Origin of the sequence: Lachnobacterium bovis (assembly GCF_900111325.1) — a bacterium.
Taxonomy (GTDB): Bacteria; Bacillota; Clostridia; order Lachnospirales; family Lachnospiraceae; genus Roseburia; species Roseburia bovis_A.
This window is the reverse complement of the sequence record NZ_FOGW01000013.1, coordinates 1-21,782: the sequence shown is the minus strand read 5'-3', so window position 1 is coordinate 21,782 and position 21,782 is coordinate 1. Positions and strand designations below refer to the sequence as shown.

Annotated in this window: 12 protein-coding genes, 3 tRNA genes and 1 rRNA gene; all 16 read right to left on the bottom strand. The window is 30.3% G+C overall.

The features are described from left to right. Positions 1-102: 102 nt before the first annotated feature. Positions 103-3,243, bottom strand: coding sequence for a DUF6240 domain-containing protein (locus BMY79_RS06795; protein WP_074730651.1), 3,141 nt, complete (start codon positions 3,241-3,243; stop codon positions 103-105). Between the two features lie 75 nt (positions 3,244-3,318). Further along, positions 3,319-5,223 (bottom strand): 1,4-alpha-glucan branching protein GlgB, encoded by a 1,905-nt coding sequence (glgB, locus tag BMY79_RS06790; protein ID WP_022748148.1) that lies wholly within the window; start codon positions 5,221-5,223, stop codon positions 3,319-3,321. Positions 5,224-5,255: 32 nt separating this feature from the next. Further along, positions 5,256-8,180 carry a tetratricopeptide repeat protein gene (locus BMY79_RS06785; protein WP_074730650.1) on the bottom strand — a complete coding sequence of 975 codons (2,925 nt, stop codon included), beginning with the start codon at positions 8,178-8,180 and terminating at the stop codon, positions 5,256-5,258. Between the two features lie 277 nt (positions 8,181-8,457). Further along, complete coding sequence (locus BMY79_RS06780) at positions 8,458-9,822, bottom strand: AI-2E family transporter (protein ID WP_022748146.1); 1,365 nt, start codon at positions 9,820-9,822, stop codon at positions 8,458-8,460. Positions 9,823-9,881: 59 nt separating this feature from the next. After that, positions 9,882-12,173 carry a hydratase gene (locus tag BMY79_RS06775; RefSeq protein ID WP_022748144.1) on the bottom strand — a complete coding sequence of 764 codons (2,292 nt, stop codon included), beginning with the start codon at positions 12,171-12,173 and terminating at the stop codon, positions 9,882-9,884. Positions 12,174-12,241: 68 nt separating this feature from the next. Next, complete coding sequence (locus BMY79_RS06770; protein ID WP_022748143.1) at positions 12,242-13,441, bottom strand: DNA topoisomerase 2-like domain-containing protein; 1,200 nt, start codon at positions 13,439-13,441, stop codon at positions 12,242-12,244. An 83-nt stretch (positions 13,442-13,524) separates the two neighbouring features. Continuing rightward, positions 13,525-14,265 carry a histidine phosphatase family protein gene (locus BMY79_RS06765; RefSeq protein ID WP_022748141.1) on the bottom strand — a complete coding sequence of 247 codons (741 nt, stop codon included), beginning with the start codon at positions 14,263-14,265 and terminating at the stop codon, positions 13,525-13,527. 174 nt (positions 14,266-14,439) lie between these two features. Then, a complete protein-coding gene (ptsP, locus tag BMY79_RS06760) occupies positions 14,440-16,062 on the bottom strand; it encodes a phosphoenolpyruvate--protein phosphotransferase (protein WP_022748140.1) in 1,623 nt (540 codons plus the stop codon). A 274-nt stretch (positions 16,063-16,336) separates the two neighbouring features. After that, on the bottom strand, positions 16,337-16,594 hold the full coding sequence (locus BMY79_RS06755; RefSeq protein WP_022748139.1) for an HPr family phosphocarrier protein: 258 nt from the start codon (positions 16,592-16,594) through the stop codon (positions 16,337-16,339). A 59-nt stretch (positions 16,595-16,653) separates the two neighbouring features. Continuing rightward, the gene (locus BMY79_RS06750) at positions 16,654-18,699 is read right to left on the bottom strand and encodes a PTS fructose transporter subunit IIABC (RefSeq protein WP_022748137.1); all 2,046 of its coding nucleotides are present in this window, start codon (positions 18,697-18,699) and stop codon (positions 16,654-16,656) included. A 21-nt stretch (positions 18,700-18,720) separates the two neighbouring features. Further along, complete coding sequence (gene pfkB / locus BMY79_RS06745; protein WP_022748136.1) at positions 18,721-19,635, bottom strand: 1-phosphofructokinase; 915 nt, start codon at positions 19,633-19,635, stop codon at positions 18,721-18,723. A gap of 3 nt (positions 19,636-19,638) precedes the next feature. After that, on the bottom strand, positions 19,639-20,385 hold the full coding sequence (locus BMY79_RS06740; protein ID WP_022748134.1) for a DeoR/GlpR family DNA-binding transcription regulator: 747 nt from the start codon (positions 20,383-20,385) through the stop codon (positions 19,639-19,641). 976 nt (positions 20,386-21,361) lie between these two features. After that, positions 21,362-21,432, bottom strand: a tRNA-Cys gene (locus BMY79_RS06735). 14 nt (positions 21,433-21,446) lie between these two features. Continuing rightward, positions 21,447-21,518 (bottom strand) — tRNA-Glu (locus tag BMY79_RS06730). 4 nt (positions 21,519-21,522) lie between these two features. Beyond that, a tRNA-Asn gene (locus tag BMY79_RS06725) sits at positions 21,523-21,594 on the bottom strand. A gap of 56 nt (positions 21,595-21,650) precedes the next feature. After that, positions 21,651-21,782 (bottom strand): 23S ribosomal RNA (locus BMY79_RS06720); the annotation flags it as partial.

Sequence of the window (21,782 nt, the reverse complement as noted above, 5' to 3'; positions counted from 1 at the left end):
ATAATCTCCAACGATTTAAATTTGAAGGAAAAACCTCATAATATATGCTCAGCGCTCTTTTTTTATCTACCTTTTAATCTTCTTTTTTCTTTATTATAAATTCTATAAATCAGAAAATTGCTTTACCAAAATCTCGGCTACATTATAAAGTACTTTAGTTTGAGGTTTTGATTCTTTTTCATTTTGTTTCCAATCATATTCACTAGTAATCTTACTATTATCAAATTTATTTAAATCTAAATTTTCTGAATACGCTATATCAATCTGAATTTTATTTTCATCAAAAGGCAATTTCTTTTTTATAACATCTAAGCTTTTTTTTATTTTATCTACGATTTCATTATTATCAGACGCAATCATTCCTCCAACATTATCTCCAATAACTTTTAAACTACTTGCAACTTTATAATTAGAATTTGCCTTAAATAATAGATTCACCATTCCTTTTTCTTCAGAAGTTCTTACTATCCTCAACTTGATTCCTGCCACGCCATCTGCTGTATCAACGGGAATTACATAAGCCTCTTCTCTTGATTGCTTAGCCATAATTTTTAGAGATGATGCCATTATTCTATATGATTTTAACTCTTTTGCCGTGATTGTTTTATTTTCAACTAGCATATCATCCATAGCATGTTCTGCTAAATCGGCTAGTTCTTCCTGAGCGTCAGCCATCTCTTTTGGTTCTTTTATACTCTCTCCAAATCTTCTAATTATTTCTTCTTTCATCTTTTGTACTTTTTCAATTTCAGAAAAATCACCATTGAATAACATATCAAGAACTTTATCTGGCTGTCTTAAGCTTCTTGCGCCTAATAAATTTATAAGATTGCATGGCATATCATATTTTTCAAGCATATCTATGACTTCATCTTTTGTGCTAAGCACCTTTATAAAATCATTTTTTACTTCTTCAAAATATTCGTTCTCTAGCTTTGTATTCTCAGAAAAATGTTCTTCATTTTCTTTTGAAATTTCTTTTTTCAAATCATCTAGATTCATATCTTGCCAGTTGTTAATTAGTTTTCCACTTAATTTATTGGAATTAAGGTATTCATCAACAATGTTATTAACTTTTATTCTAACAAGTTCAGCCTTATTAGCATTTAATACTATTCCTTCTTCAATTTGCTTATCAATGGCATTTGTATATTTTGAATCAACTCCATTAAAATCGTCATCTATTTCATAGTCCATATCTAACTTGTTTTTACTTCTAATTGCAGTTAATAAATTTCTCATAGTAACTTTTTGATCTTGCTTTAATACCATTCCAACGACACTTCCATCTGTCTTTTCTACTTGAGAAATCAGTCTATAAATTCCAATGTAAGATTTTCTTTCTTCTGGTGATATATCACTATTCTTCTCTAATTTCCAAAGATATTCACTAAATTTATCTTGTTTAGTCGGACCAACTTCTTTTGCAATTGTCGAAACCATATTGTTTAAATCCTCAATTGGGATATCTAATGGATTAATTCCTCTTTGAATTATTTCAACAGTAACATTAGGTGTCAAATTTTTAAAAGTGTTTTGAATTTTAATATCAATATCTCTTACTTTTTCAATATTTTCAATTGTTACATCTTCTGAGTTATATCCCAAAATTCTAACTGCTCTAAGAGTCTCTTCATTAACATCTAATCCTAAATTTTCTAATAAATAGTTAGAATTTGAAAATGCCTTTTTGATAGAATCTCCTAATTGAGCTATTGGTTGTGTCATGACTTTTTCATAATTTTCATTTACTCTTTTAAAATCAACAAATTCCTTATCCCCAATTTCATTTAACTCATTTATTGTTAGTACCTTATCGACTCTACCTAATATTGCTGAAGGTTGATTTTTTAATTCTTCTATAGCAAAATTTGTAGCTTCAAATCTATCTATTTTTTCACTTGATACGGCCTTCTCTTTAAAAATCGAATCATAATATTCTTGCTCAAGATTTTTTAGTTCATCCACTATCTCTTCTAGTGGCTTTGTATCTAATGCAACACCTTGTTTCAATAATTTATAATTGGCATCTATTGTCATCATCAATCTTACTTCTTCTAACTGTCTTTTTGCCATTAAAATCTTTAAATCTTTGTCCGCTATTATTTCTTTGTTATTAATTCTTGTCGTTTCTCTAGATTCATCTTGTCTTTGTTTTATTGAATCTGCCAAATTAGAAATTGTAACATCTTTGTTTTCCTCTATAACATATTCTAAATCTTCAACTTCAGCTGAATTAATAATTTCATAATCTTTGATAGCAAGCTCAGAATATGAATATCCTGTTAAAATATAAGCACTCTCCGGACTCTTTCCATCCATAACAGCAGATACCAATTTGTCTATAATCTGAGTACTCTCTAACTTTTCAAAATTAGATAATTCATTATAATAATCCAGATTTTCTTTGGTAAGATTTATATTATTTGCTATAATTGTTTTACTATTATCTATATTTTGATTTGTTTTTTCATATCCATTTTTTATCAAGAACTCATCAATTTGTTTTTTTAAATCATTAATATTATCTCTCTGAAAATCGTTTAAATTTTCTGTTAAATTTGGTTTGATTCCTGCACTTTTTTGCGCTAAGTATACATTAGAAATTGTTGGTTCTATATCATTTTTTACAATATACGAAATAGTCGATTCTTGCAATTTTGATATATCAGAAGCTTTTTCATAAGAATCTAATGCCTTTTCCATTATTTCCTTATTAACTGGTAAATCTTTTTCTTTCAGGCTTCTCTCTATTTGTTTTGCTATTGCAACATCGCCTGTTATCTCCTTTAATTCTTCTGATGATAATGATGAACCATAAATTTTAGATATATCAACTCCAGCTTTTGCAAGTGTAGCCTTAATCTTATCTGTGACACTTACAATTGTTTTTACATCAGTATCATTAATTGAATATCCATTTTTTTCTAATTCTTTTAAATCTTCTGCTGAAACGGTATTCGCAATTACTGCCAAATCATTTGCAGTTTTATTCATCGGTGAATTAATATCCTCTAAAATAGATTTGGCAAGTGACTCATCTTTTTTGACACCTAAATTAGGTTTAACATATGTAAACCTATCAATGGCATCATTTTGTGATAAATCACTTGCCTTATATTCTGGATTTTTGAAAAATGTCTTTGAGGAATTCTCCTTAATATCAGAAAGAAATTCCTCAATTCCATCTTTATTTTTTTCAATCTCTTTTTTATCTATATATGATGTAATATCTATCTTCATAGTTATCCCTCGCTTGTCACTTCAATACTATACTTATATAGTATATCGACAGCAAAGCATACTAAAAACAGTCACTTAATATTTAAATACTGCCACACCATATGCTGGTAATGGATATGCGAATGAATACTTTTTATTATCACATTCTTTTTCTTCTGCTTTATATGAAGCTTTTTTATGTGATGAAGTACCACCAAATTTGGCATCATCGCTATCTAAGACTAATTTATATGTCTTTTTCTCCAAAACACCCACTCTATAATCTAATCTTTCCATTGGTGTAAAGTTGATTACAAACAATAAATTATTTTTTCCATCTTCGCTTTTTCTAACAAAACTAAAAATACTTCTGTCTGCATCGTTAGCATTAATCCATTCGAAACCTTTCCAACTGTGATCTAACTCATACATACCCTTATTTTCTCTGTACAAATGTAATAATGCCTTAACCCAATCTTGCATAAATTTATGTCTAGGATTTTCTAGAAGATACCAATCAAGTTCTCTTTTTTCGCTCCACTCTTGTAATTGTGCGAATTCCTGACCCATAAATAATAATTTCTTACCTGGGTGTCCCATCATAAAGGCATAACCAGCCATCAAATTTTTAAATTTGTCAACTTCGTAACCTGGCATCTTATTAATCATAGAACATTTCAAATGTACTACTTCATCATGTGATAATACTAAAATGTATTTTTCACTTTCGTTATAGCTCATTGCAAATGTCATTTTGTTATGATTATTTTTTCTAAAATATGGATCTAATTTCATATAATCTAGAAAGTCATGCATCCATCCCATATTCCATTTATATGTAAAGTTCAATCCATCTTCATTTGCCTTACCTGTTACTTTTGGCCAAGCTGTCGATTCTTCTGCGATCATAAGTGTTCCATGATTTCTTCCTAATACAACTGTATTAATATGTTTGAAGAATTCAACTGCTTCAAGGTTTTTATTTCCGCCAAATTTATTTGGAATCCACTCACCATTTTGTTTTCCATAATCAAGATACAACATTGATGCAACTGCATCTACTCTTAATCCATCAACATGATATTTTTCAATCCACATTAACGCACTACCAATTAGAAAATTCTTAATTTCATTTTTTTCATAATTAAAAATCTTAGTTCCCCAATCAGAGTGTTCTCCCTTTCTTGGATCTGGATATTCATATAAAGGTTGACCGTCAAATTCTGCTAATCCATGTGCATCTTTAGGAAAATGTGCTGGAACCCAATCTAAAATAACACCAATTCCTTCTTTATGACACTCATTAATAAATGCTGCAAACTCATCTGGTTTTCCATATCTTGATGTTGGTGCATAATAACCTGTTACTTGATATCCCCATGATCCGTCAAAAGGATATTCTGCTATACCCATTAATTCAATATGAGTATATCCCATTTCTTTAACATATGGGATAAGTTTCTTTGCTAATTCTTCATATGTATAAAATCCGTCATCATCTCTTCCTGGATGTCTTACCCATGATCCTGGATGACATTCATAAATTGCAATTGGCTCTTTATAGACATCTTCTTCTGTCTTTTTAGCTCTTTCATTCATCCATTTCTTGTCTGTCCATTTAAACTTAGATGTATCATATACAGCTGAAGCTGTACCTGGACGTAATTCTGCATATGAAGCATATGGATCAGCTTTGTATAATTTCTTACCATCTTCTGTGATAATCAAATATTTATATAAAGATTCCTCTTTTACACCTTCTACAAAAAGTTCAAAAATGCCATTTTTATCATCTCCGAGTTTAACCATCTCATGTGATGTCTCATTCCAGTCGTTAAATTGGCCTATTAAAAATACTTGCTTAGCATGTGGTGCCCAAAGATCAAATACAACCCCTTTTTTTCCATCTTTTTTGCACACATGAGCTCCTAACTTCTCGTAAATTTCATAGTGTGTCGCCTGCCCAAACAAATAGCTGTCCATTTCAGTAAAGTTACTCATACTACTCTCCTCCAAAATATATTTAATTTTTATTATTCAAAATCCTTCTCTCTTAAGATGATTCTGTTATCTTCTGTATAGCGTTTTTTATTGCTAAATCTAGAAAACGCTTTTATACGACTTCTTTTTCTTTCGTTTATAATAGCTTCATCAATTATATCTTTTACTTCCGAAATTGTAGTTGCTTGATCTAATCTTTGAATATTATTAATTCTATTATAAAGTGCAAGTATCGCCATTTCTTCAATAGCATATCCTAATTCTGAGCAATATGCTTTACCAAAAGCTACCAATTCATCATTGTTAAAAATTGGTACTGTAATTTTTTCAGAGAATTTCTTCTCTAAACCAGCATCTAAAGAAAATGCTTTTTCAATTCCACTTGGTGTATCCTCAAAAATAATAAGCATTCCACTTGTATCATGTTCCATTAATAGTGATAATGCAACTGCTGTTTTTTTAGTTAATTCACAAACATTTTCTACAATTAAACATCCACCAGATACCTTTTTAATTAATTTATTGATATCTTTTTTGTTTAATGCAGAAGCTTGTATTTTACCAACTCTTCCTTCTGGTTTACCTGTTTCTTCCTGTAAAATTTTAATAATTCCAGTTGTTAAAACAGTTTTACCACAACCTCTTGTACCTTGGACAATTAAGTTTCTTTCGTTAGCATTTGAATTATCCTTTAATCTTTCTTTCAATCCTGTTAAAACTTGGCATAGCTGTTTTTCCATACCTTTAATTGGTACAAAATAAGAGAAAATTGATTTTTGCTCTTTAGTGAGTTCTTCAACTAACTCTGTTTCTTTTTTAACAAGTTTACTTCTCTCCGCCTTCTTCTCAGATAACTGTTTCTTTATTTCTTCTTCAAGTTCTTCTCTAGTAGGCATTGGTTTAGTTTCTTCAGTGATAATATTGTTATCTTTTACTTCTGTATTATCATCCTTTTTGTTTGATGTTGATTTAACAGAATCAAAGTCAACTAATACACCTGTTTTGTCTGCTATTTCATCATTCTTATCTAATAATTCATTTACCGTATCTTGTTCTATATCTTCATTATCATTAGATTTGAACACTGTACTTAATATATTACAAATACCATTCCATGCTTCTTCACCAATGTTTTCAACTTTATCAGCTTCATTCTCTGAAGAATCGTTGTTATCTTCTTCTGATAATTCCTCTTCACTCTCAGACTTTTCTACATCTTCAATGCTATTTTCTTCTGAATTAACTGAATCATCATTTGAAGAAATTTCTTCTTTAACTGATTCTTCTTCAAAATTGTTTTCTTTTGACTCAGAAACATCTGTATCATTAACTTTTTTATATTCATTTGAGACATTTTCTTCTACTGTTGCTTCTTCGTTTTGTTCTGTTTCAATTGAAGATTCTGTATTAATTACTTCATTAATAGACTCTGCTGAGACTGATAAATTCTCTTCAACATTTTCTTCTGATTTTTCTAAAGAATCATTTTCTGATTGCTCTTGTTCATCAAATTCATTTGTTTCTGCTTTATCATCTTCTGATAAATCAACAGCTTCTGCTCTTTCACGAGTTACTGGTGTTTCATTAATATCTGAATTATAAATATCTGAAACTGCTCTTTCTGCCTCTATAGCTTTTTTTATCTCTTTTTGTTCTTTGACAGTTTCTCTTTGTTTAATCTTATCTGGATCTAATTCAATTCCAAGATTGTGTTCTCTTGCAGCTTCAATTAAATCATATTTATCTTTCAAATATTCTCTCTCTAGTAACTCTTTTGGAGAATGACCTTCCTCTAACTTAGGAATAACCTCATTTAATCTCTTTAAAATATCTTCTGCAACAGCTAATGCTCTCGCTCTTGAAGAATTCAATTTCTTTTCTTCGGCATTCTTTAATGCAGTTTCTGCTGCACGTTTAGTTTTTTCCCATTTACCAAGAATATCATCAATACTAAGCTGTTCATTTTCGCTTTCATCTTCTGATTTTGTAATATTAATTTTACCTTCAGATTCTTCACTCAATAACTCTTTAAAATTCAATTTTAAAGAACCATCAATTTCTTCGTCAGTTTCAATATTTTTAGTTTTTTTCAAAATCTCATCATCAATTTGAACAACTTTTAAATAAGGCATATCAACTACCAATTTCTTGATATTATCAAGATTTTCTTCAATTTGATCACGATTATCAGCTTTTTTAATTTGCTCAATATAATCTTCAAGAGATTTTTTTAATGAATCAGTATCATATTTCTCTTCATTTTCTTTATTTTCATTTTGATCAGTTGCCTCAGGTAATTCATTTTGATCAACAAGTTCTTCGATTTTTTGTATCTTCTCATCATCTAAATGAAATTTTTTATATTTCTCTTCTTGTTTTTTTGTTAGTGGATGATATAAGATTTTTAATTCGAGTGCTCTCTCGACATATGGACCATCACCAAACCATAAAATAAGTTCATCACACGCTGCTACACATTTTTGAACCATATTTGCTTTATGATATAAATATGCAAGTTCATATGCCCATTCTTCTGTGTACTCGTGCTCTTTTAAACTTTCTAGTATTGGAATTAATTCCTCTGTTGTAGCCCCAGTAGCTCTTTTAATTTCATATTTTAATGCAAACTTTAATACATCATTTGGTCCAATTTCAACAAACTCATCATAATATTCATTTGCACTCTCGATATCATTTAATTTTAATGCTAATTTTGCTAATTTATAAATGATATTTCTGCCTAAAGGAGAACGATTATATGCTAAAATAAGAATTTCTCTAGCGTCTTCTAATCTACCTAATTTTTCGTAAATTTCACCGACTTTTACTAAAATATTAACGTTCTTAACTTTATTCCAATTAATCCCATCTGCAACTTTAGCCGCCGCCTCAAATTTACTATCCTTGTATAGATTTTTTATTTCATCTAATTTTAAATTATATTCATATTTATCCAATTCCTGTCACCTCATTGTGAATGATTTTTTAATTGTTTCTAGTACAATTACTCACTTGTCTAAAGTTATCAGTAACAAAAGTGTCAGTATTACCGTCAATTATTCCATATATATACACAACTAGCCAACTGTAGCTAATTATATATATTTTAGTGTAACATAGCAGCGAATGTATGTCAAAAAAACACGCAAAAAAAGTACAGTTACGTTTATTTTTTTCACATAACTGTACATTTTTCTTTTTTAGTATTAAATATTTAATTTTAAATCAAAAAAATTACTTTTTATCTTTTTCTGAATTTGAATTTTTATCTTTATTTTTTATTTTTTTTATTAAAAAATTCTCATTCTTTTTTTCTCTAGATGATTTATTGTCACCTTTTTGGTCATTTAATTTTTCGTAAACAAGATCGTTTGTTTTCTCATCTACCTTAACTACATCTATATATGCAGTTGTTTCTAATTCCAATTCTTTTTTTCTCAAAATATTGTTTACTACTTTTGTTACTAAATAGTAGATAACACCAAAAATTGGTACTCCTAGTAACATTCCAACAAATCCAAACATTCCTCCAAAAATTAAAATTGAAAACATAACCCAGAATGAAGATAATCCTGTTGTGTTACCAATAATTTTTGGTCCAATGATATTACCATCAATTTGCTGTAAAATAACCATAAAAATTAACAAATACAAAGCATGAATTGGACTTTGAATTAATGTTATAAGCAATGTTGGAACAGCTCCAATAAATTGTCCAAAAAATGGAATCAAATTAGTCACACCTATTATTACTGCAACTAAAATTTCATTTGGTATATTTAAGAATAAACACCCAATGTAACAAATAACTCCTAATATTGCTGAATCAATTATTTTTCCTGTAATAAATCCACCAAAAATAGAATTTGAATGACGTATTATCTCAATCAATTCATTAGCTGTTTTAGGTTTAAATATTGCATATATTATTTTTTTACTTTGTCCCTTTAATTGTTCTTGAATTCCCATCAAATATATTGCTACTATTAATCCTATAAAACAATTAAAAAATCCTGTAACTATACTAACTACACCACTTGTTATTTGTGTTAAGTATCTTTGAATTTGTGGTAATAAATCACCCTTTGTCCATTTTTCGAATTCTTGTGTCACTTTATTCATCGTTGTCTTCGCAACTTCTGATGCTCTACTATCTGATTGTAATAATTTTGTCATCCATTTAGTAAAATTTCTCATTTCAGTTGGAAAACGTGATATTAAATTACTAATACTTTCCATTGTTGCAGGAACAATAGATGCTATTAATAAGAAAATCAAAATAATAAACACTGTAATTGATGCTGTAACTGCTAAGGCTCGAGTAAAACCTTTTTCTTTTTTTTCATCCTTAATAAATTTAGGCGCAATCTTGTGAATCTGCTTTTCCCAAAATTTCATTACAGGATTTAATATGTATGCTATTGCCGCACCAATTATAATAGGCTGACCAGTTCTAATTAGCTTTGCTGAAATATCAGCAAAACTATCAAACCTGTATATCACAAAAAAGAAGACTATAACACTTGAAAGAGTTAAAAAAAGTGTAATTCCTATTTTTAAATATTCTTCCAACTCTTTTTCATTTTTTTTATTTTGCAATTTTAAGCTCCTTTTTTTTTTATGTATTTATTCTAGATATAACCTTTTTTACATATAATTTACATTTGACTCTTGTAATAATTAATCAAACATCCTTTTAAAATAATTTCTTTTTCATTATCTGTTAAAGGATCCATTCCTAATTTGAATAAATGTTTTTGTCCATCTTTAATTAAATAGGCATCAAATTCTGTCTTTCCATCAGAAATAGACTTTTTAATATCCGGAATAAAAATATAATCTAAATTTTCAAATGGTAATTTTCCTTCTTTTATCAAAAATGGAATCATACCCCAATTAATTAAATTGCTACGATATCTCTTTGTCGCATATTCATTTGCAATATTTGCCCATCCCCCAAGAACTTTTTGACATGATGCAGCTTGTTCTCTAGCTGATCCATCACCTGGTTTTACAGCAAATATTGTACTTCCAAATCCAAGGTTTTCTCTTTTTACACCTTTGAATTCTTTATGTATAACATCCATAATAGGTTTTATTTCATCTACAATAGAAACTGGACATTTATCTTCTTCAACTGCTTTTTGTGCTTTTTGAATTTCTTTTGCTCTTTCAACATATTGTGGATCTTTTCTTGAAAGTGCAAATTCAGCCAATTTCAATGGATTTGATCTATATGAAGATGTTTCACCTGATGGAATTAATTCATCAGTTGTTGTAACTGGATCATGAATCTCTGAAACAACTTTTAAGACCAAATTATCAGGAAGTGCACTCATCTTTGGCCAATCCTTAATGTTTGGACCGAATTTTAATTCTACACTTGAATCTGCTTTTCCCTTACTATCAAAAACTCTGTTTTCGTAAATTGTACTATCATAGAAATATTTAGGTTTTGTATAATTTACATCAATTTCAGTTGCTGCTGTTAAATATCCACCATTAGCCGCTGTTGCTGCAATTGATCTAGCATCCATTAATGCAACAGATGCAATCTGTCCATCTTGAACTTTTGAACCTTCTCTGTTAGGGAAGTTTCTTGTAGAATGTCTAATAGAGAAGGCATTATTTGCTGGAGTATCTCCTGCTCCAAAACATGGACCACAGAATGCAGTCTTAACAATTGCTCCTGAAGCCATTAAATTAGCAACTGCTCCATTTTTCACTAATTCCATATAAACTGGTGTTGATGCTGGATAAACACTAAGTGTAAATTCATCAGAACCAATTGATGAACCTTTTAAAATATCTGCTGCATCGCAAATATTTTCAAATCCACCACCTGCACAACCTGCTATAATTCCTTGATCTACGTATAATTTTCCGTTTCTTACTTTGCTCTTTAAGTCTAAATCTACTTTTCCATCGAAACTTACTTTAGCTCTTTTCTCGCAATCATCTAAAATATCTATTAAATTTTTGTTTAGTTCTTCAATAGTATACGTATTACTTGGATGGAAAGGCATAGCTATCATTGGTTTAATTTTACTTAAATCTAATTCAATAAATTTATCGTAATATGTCACTTCGCCAGGAATTAATTCTTTATAATCTCCTATTCTTCCATGCATATCTAAAAAGTCTTTTACTGCATTATCTGTTTCCCAAATTGAAGATAAACATGTTGTCTCAGTTGTCATTACATCAACGCCAATTCGAAAATCAACTGTTAACTCCTTAACACCTGGTCCAACAAATTCCATTACTCTATTTTTTACGAAACCTTTTTCAAAAGTTGCACCTATTAAAGCTAAAGCAACGTCTTGTGGACCTACACCTTTAATTGGTTTACCTGTTAAATATATTCCAACTACTTCTGGACGATTTATGTCATATGTTCTATTCAAAAGCTGTTTTACTAATTCCGGTCCACCTTCACCAATTGCCATTGTACCTAAGGCACCATATCTAGTATGTGAATCTGAACCTAAAATCATCTGGCCTCCACCAGCTAACATTTCTCTTGCGAACTGATGAATTACTGCCTGATGAGGTGGAACATAAATACCACCATATTTTTTTGCAGCTGTTAATCCAAACATGTGATCATCTTCGTTGATTGTACCACCTACTGCACATAAACTATTATGACAATTTGTCAAAACATATGGTATTGGAAATTTTTCTAATCCTGATGCTCTTGCAGTTTGAATAATACCAACATATGTAATATCATGTGATGTTAACTTATCAAACTTAATTTGTAATTTTTCTTTATCGCCTGATACATTGTGTTTTTGTAAAATACCATTAGCAATAGTCTCTTCCCTAGCTTCTTCCTTAGTTGTATCTTTTCCAAATTTGCTTTTTATTTCTAACAAAGCTTCATTCGAATCTACAACTATTTCCTTTCCGTTAATTAAATAAGCTCCATTTTCGTATAATTTCATAATCTTATTCCTCTCAAAAAAAATTTCTTTTTAAAATTATAGCTATTGTACCTTCTAAAAGCAAGAATTTAATTATCTTTCATCAATTTTTGTACTTCATTTGCCAATGAACGGTACGCACTTTCTTCCTCTTCCTTTAATTTTTTCAAGAAAACCTCATCCATTTTATCTCTTTGCGTAAGGATTTCTTCATCTTCATCATCTAAATCTAATCTCTCTATAGGTTCAGACACTCTTTTGAGTCTTTCTTGTTTTTCTGGCGATTGATTTAAATATATTTTTTTATTTCTGTTTTCTTTATCCCTTGCAATTATAGCCTTACTTCTTTTCTTTATATCCTTTGAAGGTATATGCTCAGATTTTTGATCTTTTGTATGATCATTATTTTTCTTTTCACTGATTTCCTGATTTTCTTTCTTCTTTTTAAAATATGCAGAATTTAAATTAACTTGAATATCAGTCTCTTGTGGTAAAATGCTTCTTTCTTCCTCAATAAAGCTATCTACATCAAAATTTTTTGCAATTTCCTGTAAATATTCTTCATTTAATTCATTAGTATCATACGATTCTAATTCTCCTGTAAAAGGTTCAAAATTAGCTACATTTCCGAAATCGCCAAAATCATCATTTGCCACACTATCAGCTTCATCCATAGTCATTCCTAATTTTTCAAAATACTTAGGATTAATTTTTACCTCTGGCTGAATGTTATTATATGAAGGTGTAAATTTTTTTCTTTGATATTTTAAACCTGATGCACGTAAAGCTTTTGCTTTTTTTATTTCTCTATTTCTTTCTTCAATAAGCTTTAGATATTTATCTGTATCAACCAAACCCTCTAATTGTGATTTTAATTCAGATTGATTACTCTTTACAATTCGCTTTTGCTCAGCTAACTTTTCATCCATTTGAGTATATACTCTTTTTACCGAGTCCTGCGCTCTTTGCATAATATCTTGTATACTATTCAACGCTTCGTCTGTATATAAAACTGACGCTGCATAAATATCTTCTGCTTTATGATTTGCATCTATAACAATTTCTTCACTTTTTTTACGAAATTCTCTTTCAGCTTTATCTTTACTAGCTTTAGTCATTTCATACTCTTCCATCAACTCGCCCATGCATTTAGTAAGATTCTTAAGTAGTCCTATCATTTGATACTTATCAACAATAATCTTATTATTATCTCCTTCATATTCTGGACTTTTCGAAATTGCTATATGTAACTTTTTTAAAACTTTTTCTGTGTTTTCTTGTGCACTCATTTAAATACTCTCCTCTTATTTATAAAATCCCCATCTTTAATTATATTACTCTTTAAAATTTCGATTATACCTGTAATCTCTTTTTAATCATGTCTTTCATCTTCATTATCATACATCTCACAAAATCTTGCTGAAAATGAAGGTTCTTGATTTGCCACATATAAATGTGATGTATCCCCAAAACAATTTGCTCTAAATGAAGCAATTCCTTTTCTTCTTTCCTCTGTATATAACAACGTAACTGAAGAAGTTGGTGCACAAAATCCATGCCATAAAATCATCGGTGATACATGTAATAAATGGCTTAACAATACGCATTCTAAACCAAAGTGACAAAATAATACTATTGTATCGTCATTTGCATTTTCTACTCTATAATAATTATTTTCTCTCTTATAGCCATGTTTTTCTAATAAATTATCGAATTCCTCACAAACCCATTTATATTCATTTGGAACATCACTTTCATTCATTGCACTTGGATTTGTCCATTTTTCAACGTCATAAAAATCTTTTTCCTTAGTCCAATCTTCAGGCAACCAATCCCACGCATTTTTTAGTTTTTGCGTATCTGGTCTATGTATTCTAGGTGCAAATTCTCTTAACCATTCACACTCTGTTGCTTTCATATTTAATTTTTCTAATGTTTTAGAGGCTGTATCCTTTGCTCTTCCTAAAGGTGACACATAAATATCCTTTATTCCATATTTATCATGATACTTGAGCATTCTCTCAGATAATAATTCGGCCTCTTTCCAACCAACTTCTGTTAAAGAATCAATTTCATAATTAGGATCCCCATGTCTTGCTATTATTATTCTCATATAAATACCTCAAATCATTTTTTCATTCCCTTTTATTTTAGTATAACCACATAAATTTTACAACTTTTATAAATATAATAATTTTTTTAACAAAAAAAGATAAGGTAATAATTAGACTTCTCTAAATTAATACCTTATCTTGAAATAATCTTCTTAAACTGTATCTATAAAAAATTATTTTGTTGTGTCGATTGAACGAATCTTATCTCTTACTCGTAAAATCATAGATGGGCTAACTGATAACTCATCGAATCCCATTTTAAGGAATGTTTCTGTTAATGTAGTATCTGCACCTAATTCTCCACAAATACCTACCCAAGCGCCACCTTTATGACCATTATCAACGATCATCTGTAACATCTTAAGAAGTGCTGGATGATGTGAATCATAGAAATCATCTAATTTTGGATTCTGACGGTCAATTGCAAGTGTGTACTGAGTTAAATCGTTTGTTCCAATAGAGAAGAAGTCAACTTCTTTTCCAAGCTCTTCACTGATCATAACTGCTGCAGGAGTTTCAATCATAACACCGATTTCGATGTCTTTCTTATATGGAATTCCTTCAGCATCTAATTCTGCTTTAACTTCAGCTAAGATTTCTTTGATTTTCTTAACTTCAGATACAGAAATAATCATTGGGAACATGATAGAAATGTTACCATAATAACTAGCTCTTAAGATAGCTCTTAACTGAGTTTTGAAAATTTCAGGTCTAGTTAAGCAAATACGAATAGCTCTGTATCCTAATGCTGGGTTATCTTCTTTATCAAGTTCAAAATAATCAACCTGTTTATCAGCTCCAATATCTAAAGTACGAATAATAACTTTTTTACCAGCCATATTTTCTGCTACTTTACGATATGCACTAAACTGAGCTTCTTCTGTTGGATATGTATCTGACTCTAAGTATAAGAACTCACTTCTGAATAATCCAATTCCGCCTGCATCATTAGCAAGTACAGAAGCAACATCGCCTACACCACCGATGTTAGCATATAAGTTAATTCTCTTACCATCAAGAGTTACATTATCCTGTCCTTTTAATTCTTGTAAAAGACGTTTTTTGTCGTCTTCTTGTTTTTTCTTTTCTTGGTAAACTTTTAATGTTTCTTCATCTGGATCAATAATAATTTTTCCTTCAAAACCATCAACTATACCAACTTTACCATTAGCATCTTCTGGGTAGTCTACACCAATTAATGCTGGAATGTTCATTGTTCTAGCTAAGATAGCTGTATGTGAATTTGTTGAACCATGTCTTGTAACAAATGATAATACTTTAGATTTATCTAATTGAACAGTCTCACTTGGAGCTAAATCATCTGCTAATAAAATTACTGGTTCATCAGCCATATCTGCATCGTTTGAATTTCCTTGTAAAATAGAAATTACACGATTAGAAATATCTTTTACGTCAGCAGCTCTTCCTCTCATATAATCGTCATCCATAGATGCGAACATATCTGAGAAATTATCTCCTGTTGTTGCTACAGCAAATTCTGCATTAACTTTTTGGCTTTCAATCATGTTTGTGATAGATTCAACGTAATCTAAATCATCAAGCATCATTTGGTGAACTTCAAATACCTGTGCGTTTACTTCACCAACTTCTTTAACCGCTTTCTCATAAATTCCTGCAAGTTGTGTTTTAGCTACTTCTCTTGCATCTTCAAATCTCTTTGTTTCAGCTTCTACATCCTGTATAGTATTTCTCTTTACAGTGTTATCTTTTTTATTAAAAATAGAAAGCTTACCAATGGCTACGCCACTAAAGACACTTTTTCCTTCGATAACCATATAAATCTCCTTATTCATTATATCTACTATTCTGAATTTCTTACTACATATTCACTAAATGATTTTAGTTAACGTAACTTATTATACACTATTATACCTTGCACTTAAAAATTACATAACCTCTTAATACAAAGTCTATTATAATAAGTACACCTTTTACGACATTATCCCAGTAAGTAAAAACAAACATTTAAACTTACTGGGATAACTCCTTTTTTTTAATTAGACATCAATAATTCTAAAAAAATTCTATAATTTAATTCAAAAACCTAAATTAAAGATTCTCTTCTAAGAATTTGCTTAAAGCTGCGCAAGCTTCTTCTTCTTGATCACCATCAGTTTTTAATGTGATTTCTTGACCACATTTAACACCAAGGCTCATTACTCCGAAAATTCTCTTAGCGTCAACTTCTTTTCCATCTTTTGCGATTGTTACAGCACATGGGAATTTAGCAGCTTCTTTTACGAATAATCCAGCTGGTCTAGCGTGGATTCCCATTTCATCTTTAATTGTGTACTTAAACTCTTTCATGAATTAATTTCCTCCTATTATTACAAAAGTGTTTCGCTACTATTATAACTCATTTTTTTTTATTTTGCATCCTTTTTTATAAATCCTAGTAAAATTGCAGTAACAAGAGAACCAATTAACCACGAAATGACGAATGCTAATGGCTTTCCAATCGTCATAATAACGAAAATTCCACCGTGTGGAGCCATCAATGTACATTTAAATACAGCTGCTAAACATCCTGCTACACCAGCACCAACTAATGTACAAGGAATTACATGTAATGGATCAGCTGCTGCAAATGGAATTGCACCTTCTGTAATGAATGAGAATCCCATTACTAAGTTAGTAATTTTTGTTTCTCTTTCAGCATTTGTAAATTTCTTAGGGAACAAGAAACATGCTAATGAAATACCAACTGGAGGTACCATACCACCGATCATAACTGCTGCCATTGCTACATAACAAGCTTGAACTGCTGGATCAGATTGACTTGCACCGTTTTTAATTAAATCAGCTGCCTGTGATAACATTGTTGTACCAAATACATATGCAGCTTTATTAATTGGGCCACCCATATCAATAGCCATCATAGCACCTAAGATTAAACCTAAAACTGGAAGCATATTTGCTTTTGATAATGCTGATAACATATCATTTAATACTGTGTTAAATTCACCGATTAATGGATTTAATGCGAAACACATTACGATACCCATTAATAATATACCAAATACTGGATAAATTAATGTTGGTTTTAAACCATCTAATGAACTTGGTAAATTCTTTGTAAGTTGTTTTAATAATAAGATGATTGCACCTGCAACGAAACCAGCTGCAATACCACCAAGGAATCCTGAAACTGTCTGACCTTTACCTGCAAAACCAAAGTCAGCAATAAATTTCTCAAATCCATTTAATTTATCTGGCCATACGCCTACAAAATCTTTAAATGCTGCGTTTCCTGATGATGCTAACATACCACCAACAAAACCAACTGCAAGACCTGGTCTATCTGCAATAGAATATGCAATGTATCCAGCTAAAACAGGAACCATGAGTCCCATTGCTAGTCCACCAACATATTTAAAGAATGCTGATAAAGGCATCATTTGACCAAAGTTACCACTACCAGAAGCTCCATAGCCACAGATTGTATCAATTAAGAATGCAAGTGCAACCATGATACCGCCACCAATAACGAATGGAAGCATATGAGAAACACCACTCATTAAGTGTTTGTAAGCAGATCTTCCTGCACCTTCTGAACTTGAAGAATCTTCGCTATCTGAACTTGACTCTGCAGCATTAAATACTGGAGCATCACCATTCATTGCTCTATCTAATAATTCATCAGCCTTATTAATACCATCAGCAACTTTTACTTGAATAACAGGTTTACCATCGAATCTATCCATAGGAACCTTTGTATCAGCTGCAACAATAATAGCTTTTGCGTCTTTAATTTCTTGATCTGTTAATACGTTTTTAGCACCACCAGATCCTCTTGTTTCAACTTTGATAGAAATTCCTCTATCTTTTGCGTGTTGCTCTAATGACTCAGCTGCCATGTATGTATGAGCAATACCTGTAGGACAAGCTGTAACCGCTAGTACAGAAAAACTTGCACCTTCTTGAGCTGCTAATTTTGCAGTCTCTTCCTCATCTTTGTCACTTTCTGCATCATCAATAATCTTAAGGAATTCGTCAACTGATTTTGCATTTTTTAATTTTTCTGTAAAATCTACATCCATAAGAAGTGTTGATAATTTACTTAATACATCTAAGTGAACGTTATCTTTAGTATTTGGAGCAGCAATTAAGAAAATTAAGTTAACTGGCTGTCCATCTAATGAATCAAAATCAACTCCGTTTGGTAAAACCATTGCAGCAAGTCCTGGTTTATTTACTGCTGGAGATTTGCAATGTGGAATACCAATTCCATCACCAATACCTGTTGTAGATTCATCTTCTCTTGCAAACACACCTTTTCTATATGTGTCTACGTCGTTAATTTTTCCGCTTTTTGCCATCAAATCGACCATTTGATTTAAAACATCTGTCTTACTACTAGCTTTACCGTTAAGACTAATACTCTCAACTGCTAATAAATCTTTAATTCTCACGCGTCTACCTCCTTAATATAATTAAAATAAATCTTTATTTTTTTCATATAATGCTTCAACTTCAGCCTTTGTAGCTAACTCCTCTGAAAAAGCACTTGCGCTACCTGTACAAACACCCATTTTGAAAGCTTCAAAATAGTCTTTCTTTGTTAAATATCCAGCAATAAAACCTGCAACCATAGAATCACCAGCACCTACTGAGTTCTTTAAATCACCCTTTGGAGCTTCTGCTCTAAATTCATTTCCATCTTCAGTAACTAAAACTGCTCCATCACCAGCCATAGATACTAATACGTTTCTAGCACCTTTTTCTTGTAATTTCTTAGCATATTTTACTACATCATCTTTTGTTTCAATTTTAACATTGAAAATTTCACCTAATTCATGATTATTAGGTTTGATTACAAATGGTTTATATGGTAAAACATTTACTAATAAATCTCTTGTTGCATCTACAGCAATATCAATTTTTTTATCTTGTAAATATTTCATAATATCCATATACATTGATTCTGGCATAACACTAGGAATACTACCAGCTAATACTAATGTATCGCCTTCTTGTAATTTATCTAACTGTTTATACAACTTATCAATATCACTTTGTAAAATTTCAGGTCCTCTACCATTAATTTCAGATTCTTCATTAGATCTCATCTTTACATTAATTCTTGATAAACCTTTTTCAACATGGATAAAATCAGTTTTTACTCCTTTTTCTTCAAGTAATCTTGAAATTTCATCACCTGTGAATCCAGCCATGAATCCTAATGCTGTGTTATCGAATCCTAAATTTTTTAGTACAATAGATACATTAATTCCTTTTCCACCTGGAAAAATAATCTCATCAGTTGTTCTGTTAACCTCTCCAGCTTTAAAGTTATCAACAGAAACAATATAATCTAACGATGGGTTAAATGTAACTGTATAAATCATATCTTAAGAAACCTCCGTTATATTTTTATATTTTCTAAGTGATTGCTGTTTTAGATTTGTCGTAATAATACTCATCTCCTTAAAATCAGCAAATTTCACACTAGATACTTCATTAAATTTACTCGAATCCGCCAATAATATTTTTCTCTTACATTTACTAATAGCAGATTTCTTAACCATAGCTTCCTTTAATTCCGGTGTCGTTATTCCTTTAACTGTACTAACTCCATTCGCACCAAAAAAACCGATTGAAAAATTATACATATTCAAACTTTCTATCGCGCTTTCCCCAACAATAGCTTCTGTACTAATTTTCATCTCACCACCGAGAAGGTATACTGTATAACCTCTCTGCGAAAGCTTTCTTGCATGCTCAATAGCATTAGTCACAAAAACAACTTTTTTCTCAGTGATATAATCAATCATCATCGATGTCGTTGTACCAGCATCAACGTAAACAAAATCATTTGGTTTAATCAATGTAGCTGCATACTTGCCTATCACAGATTTATCTTCTTTATTTAATCCGCTTCTATTAACATAATTTTCATCCATAGTATTAACAACAACATTATTTGAAATTGCACCACCATGAACTTTTATTAAGGCTCCGTTTGAATGTAATGTATTCAAATCTCTCCTTATAGTTGATTCAGAAGCATTCAAAGATGCCATCAACTCTGTAATAGTCGCACTTCCCTCCCTTTCTATAATAGACAATATCTTAGCAAATCTCTCCTCAGCTAACATAAATCACTCTCCATAAACAGTTATTTTTTTCATAGATAATTAAAAAAATTATAATAATTCTCAAAACAATTCCTATACATAAAAACATATATATAGCAAAATTACTTATCAAATATGAAATCTTATTAATTATACATTTAATAGCATATTAAAAAATATATTTTATAAGATACTTAATAATACATTTGATACTTTATTATTAATTTACTTTTAATTTTAAATTATCTATATATAACCACTAAATATCCAAATCATTGATAAATTTTTATTTATCATGATAACAATTATAGAGTCAATTTCATTCAACGTCAACCAAAATATGTCAAAATCATTCACAAAAATTTTCTTACAAATTGTATATTTTCACCAAAGAAGTCTTTATTATCTTTTTTTACATTTAATCATAATTTTTCGTATATTCACATTTTTTTATCCTTATCATAAAATACTAATACTTAACGCATTCATAAGAAACCAATAATTTTCAAAACAACACACCTCACATTATTATTAATCGGCATTTTTTTATATAAAAATTATTTTTTTTACATGTTATTAAGTATAATTAGGGGATTTTTATTTGATTAAACAAATTATTATCTATATTATTTAGATACATCATATAAATATATTTTTTATTACTACAAAATACTTATTACTTACATTATTACTCTTCTTAATTTATTGCTTTATTTATTACTTAATTTATTACTTAATTTATTTCTTTATTTATTACTTTATTTATTAGCAATTACTGTAACTCCATGATATTCAAACTCATCCAATTATGATATGCTATACTTTCATTTTATAGACTATATTTTTAATACCATTATATTCTTCAACTACATATGCATATTTTGTAATCTTTATACACATATAAACATCAATTATCCTATTTATGTTTATAACTTCCTGCCTAAACCAAAAATTGTTTAAAACACAAAAAAACCAAGTCAATTATAGACTTGGTTAAAGGTGACTGCCGGATTTGAACCGGCGATCAGGGTGTTGCAGACCCACGCCTTACCACTTGGCTAAGTCACCAAAGATATAAAAAATGACTCCGACGGGAATCGAACCCGTGTTACCGCCGTGAAAGGGCGATGTCTTAACCGCTTGACCACGGAGCCATAACTCCCCGAGTAGGGCTCGAACCTACAACAACTCGGTTAACAGCCGAGTGCTCTACCATTGAGCTATCGAGGATTATTTAATTGAAGTATTATACCTTCAAAACTTCATACAAGTTATTAAAAACCTTTTTGGTCAAGCCTTCGACCTATTAGTAACAGTCAGCTACATACATTACTGCACTTCCACCTCTGCCCTATTTACCTGTTAGTCTCTCAGGGGTCTTATCTCCTTTTAGGAGGGGATATCTCATCTTGAGGGGG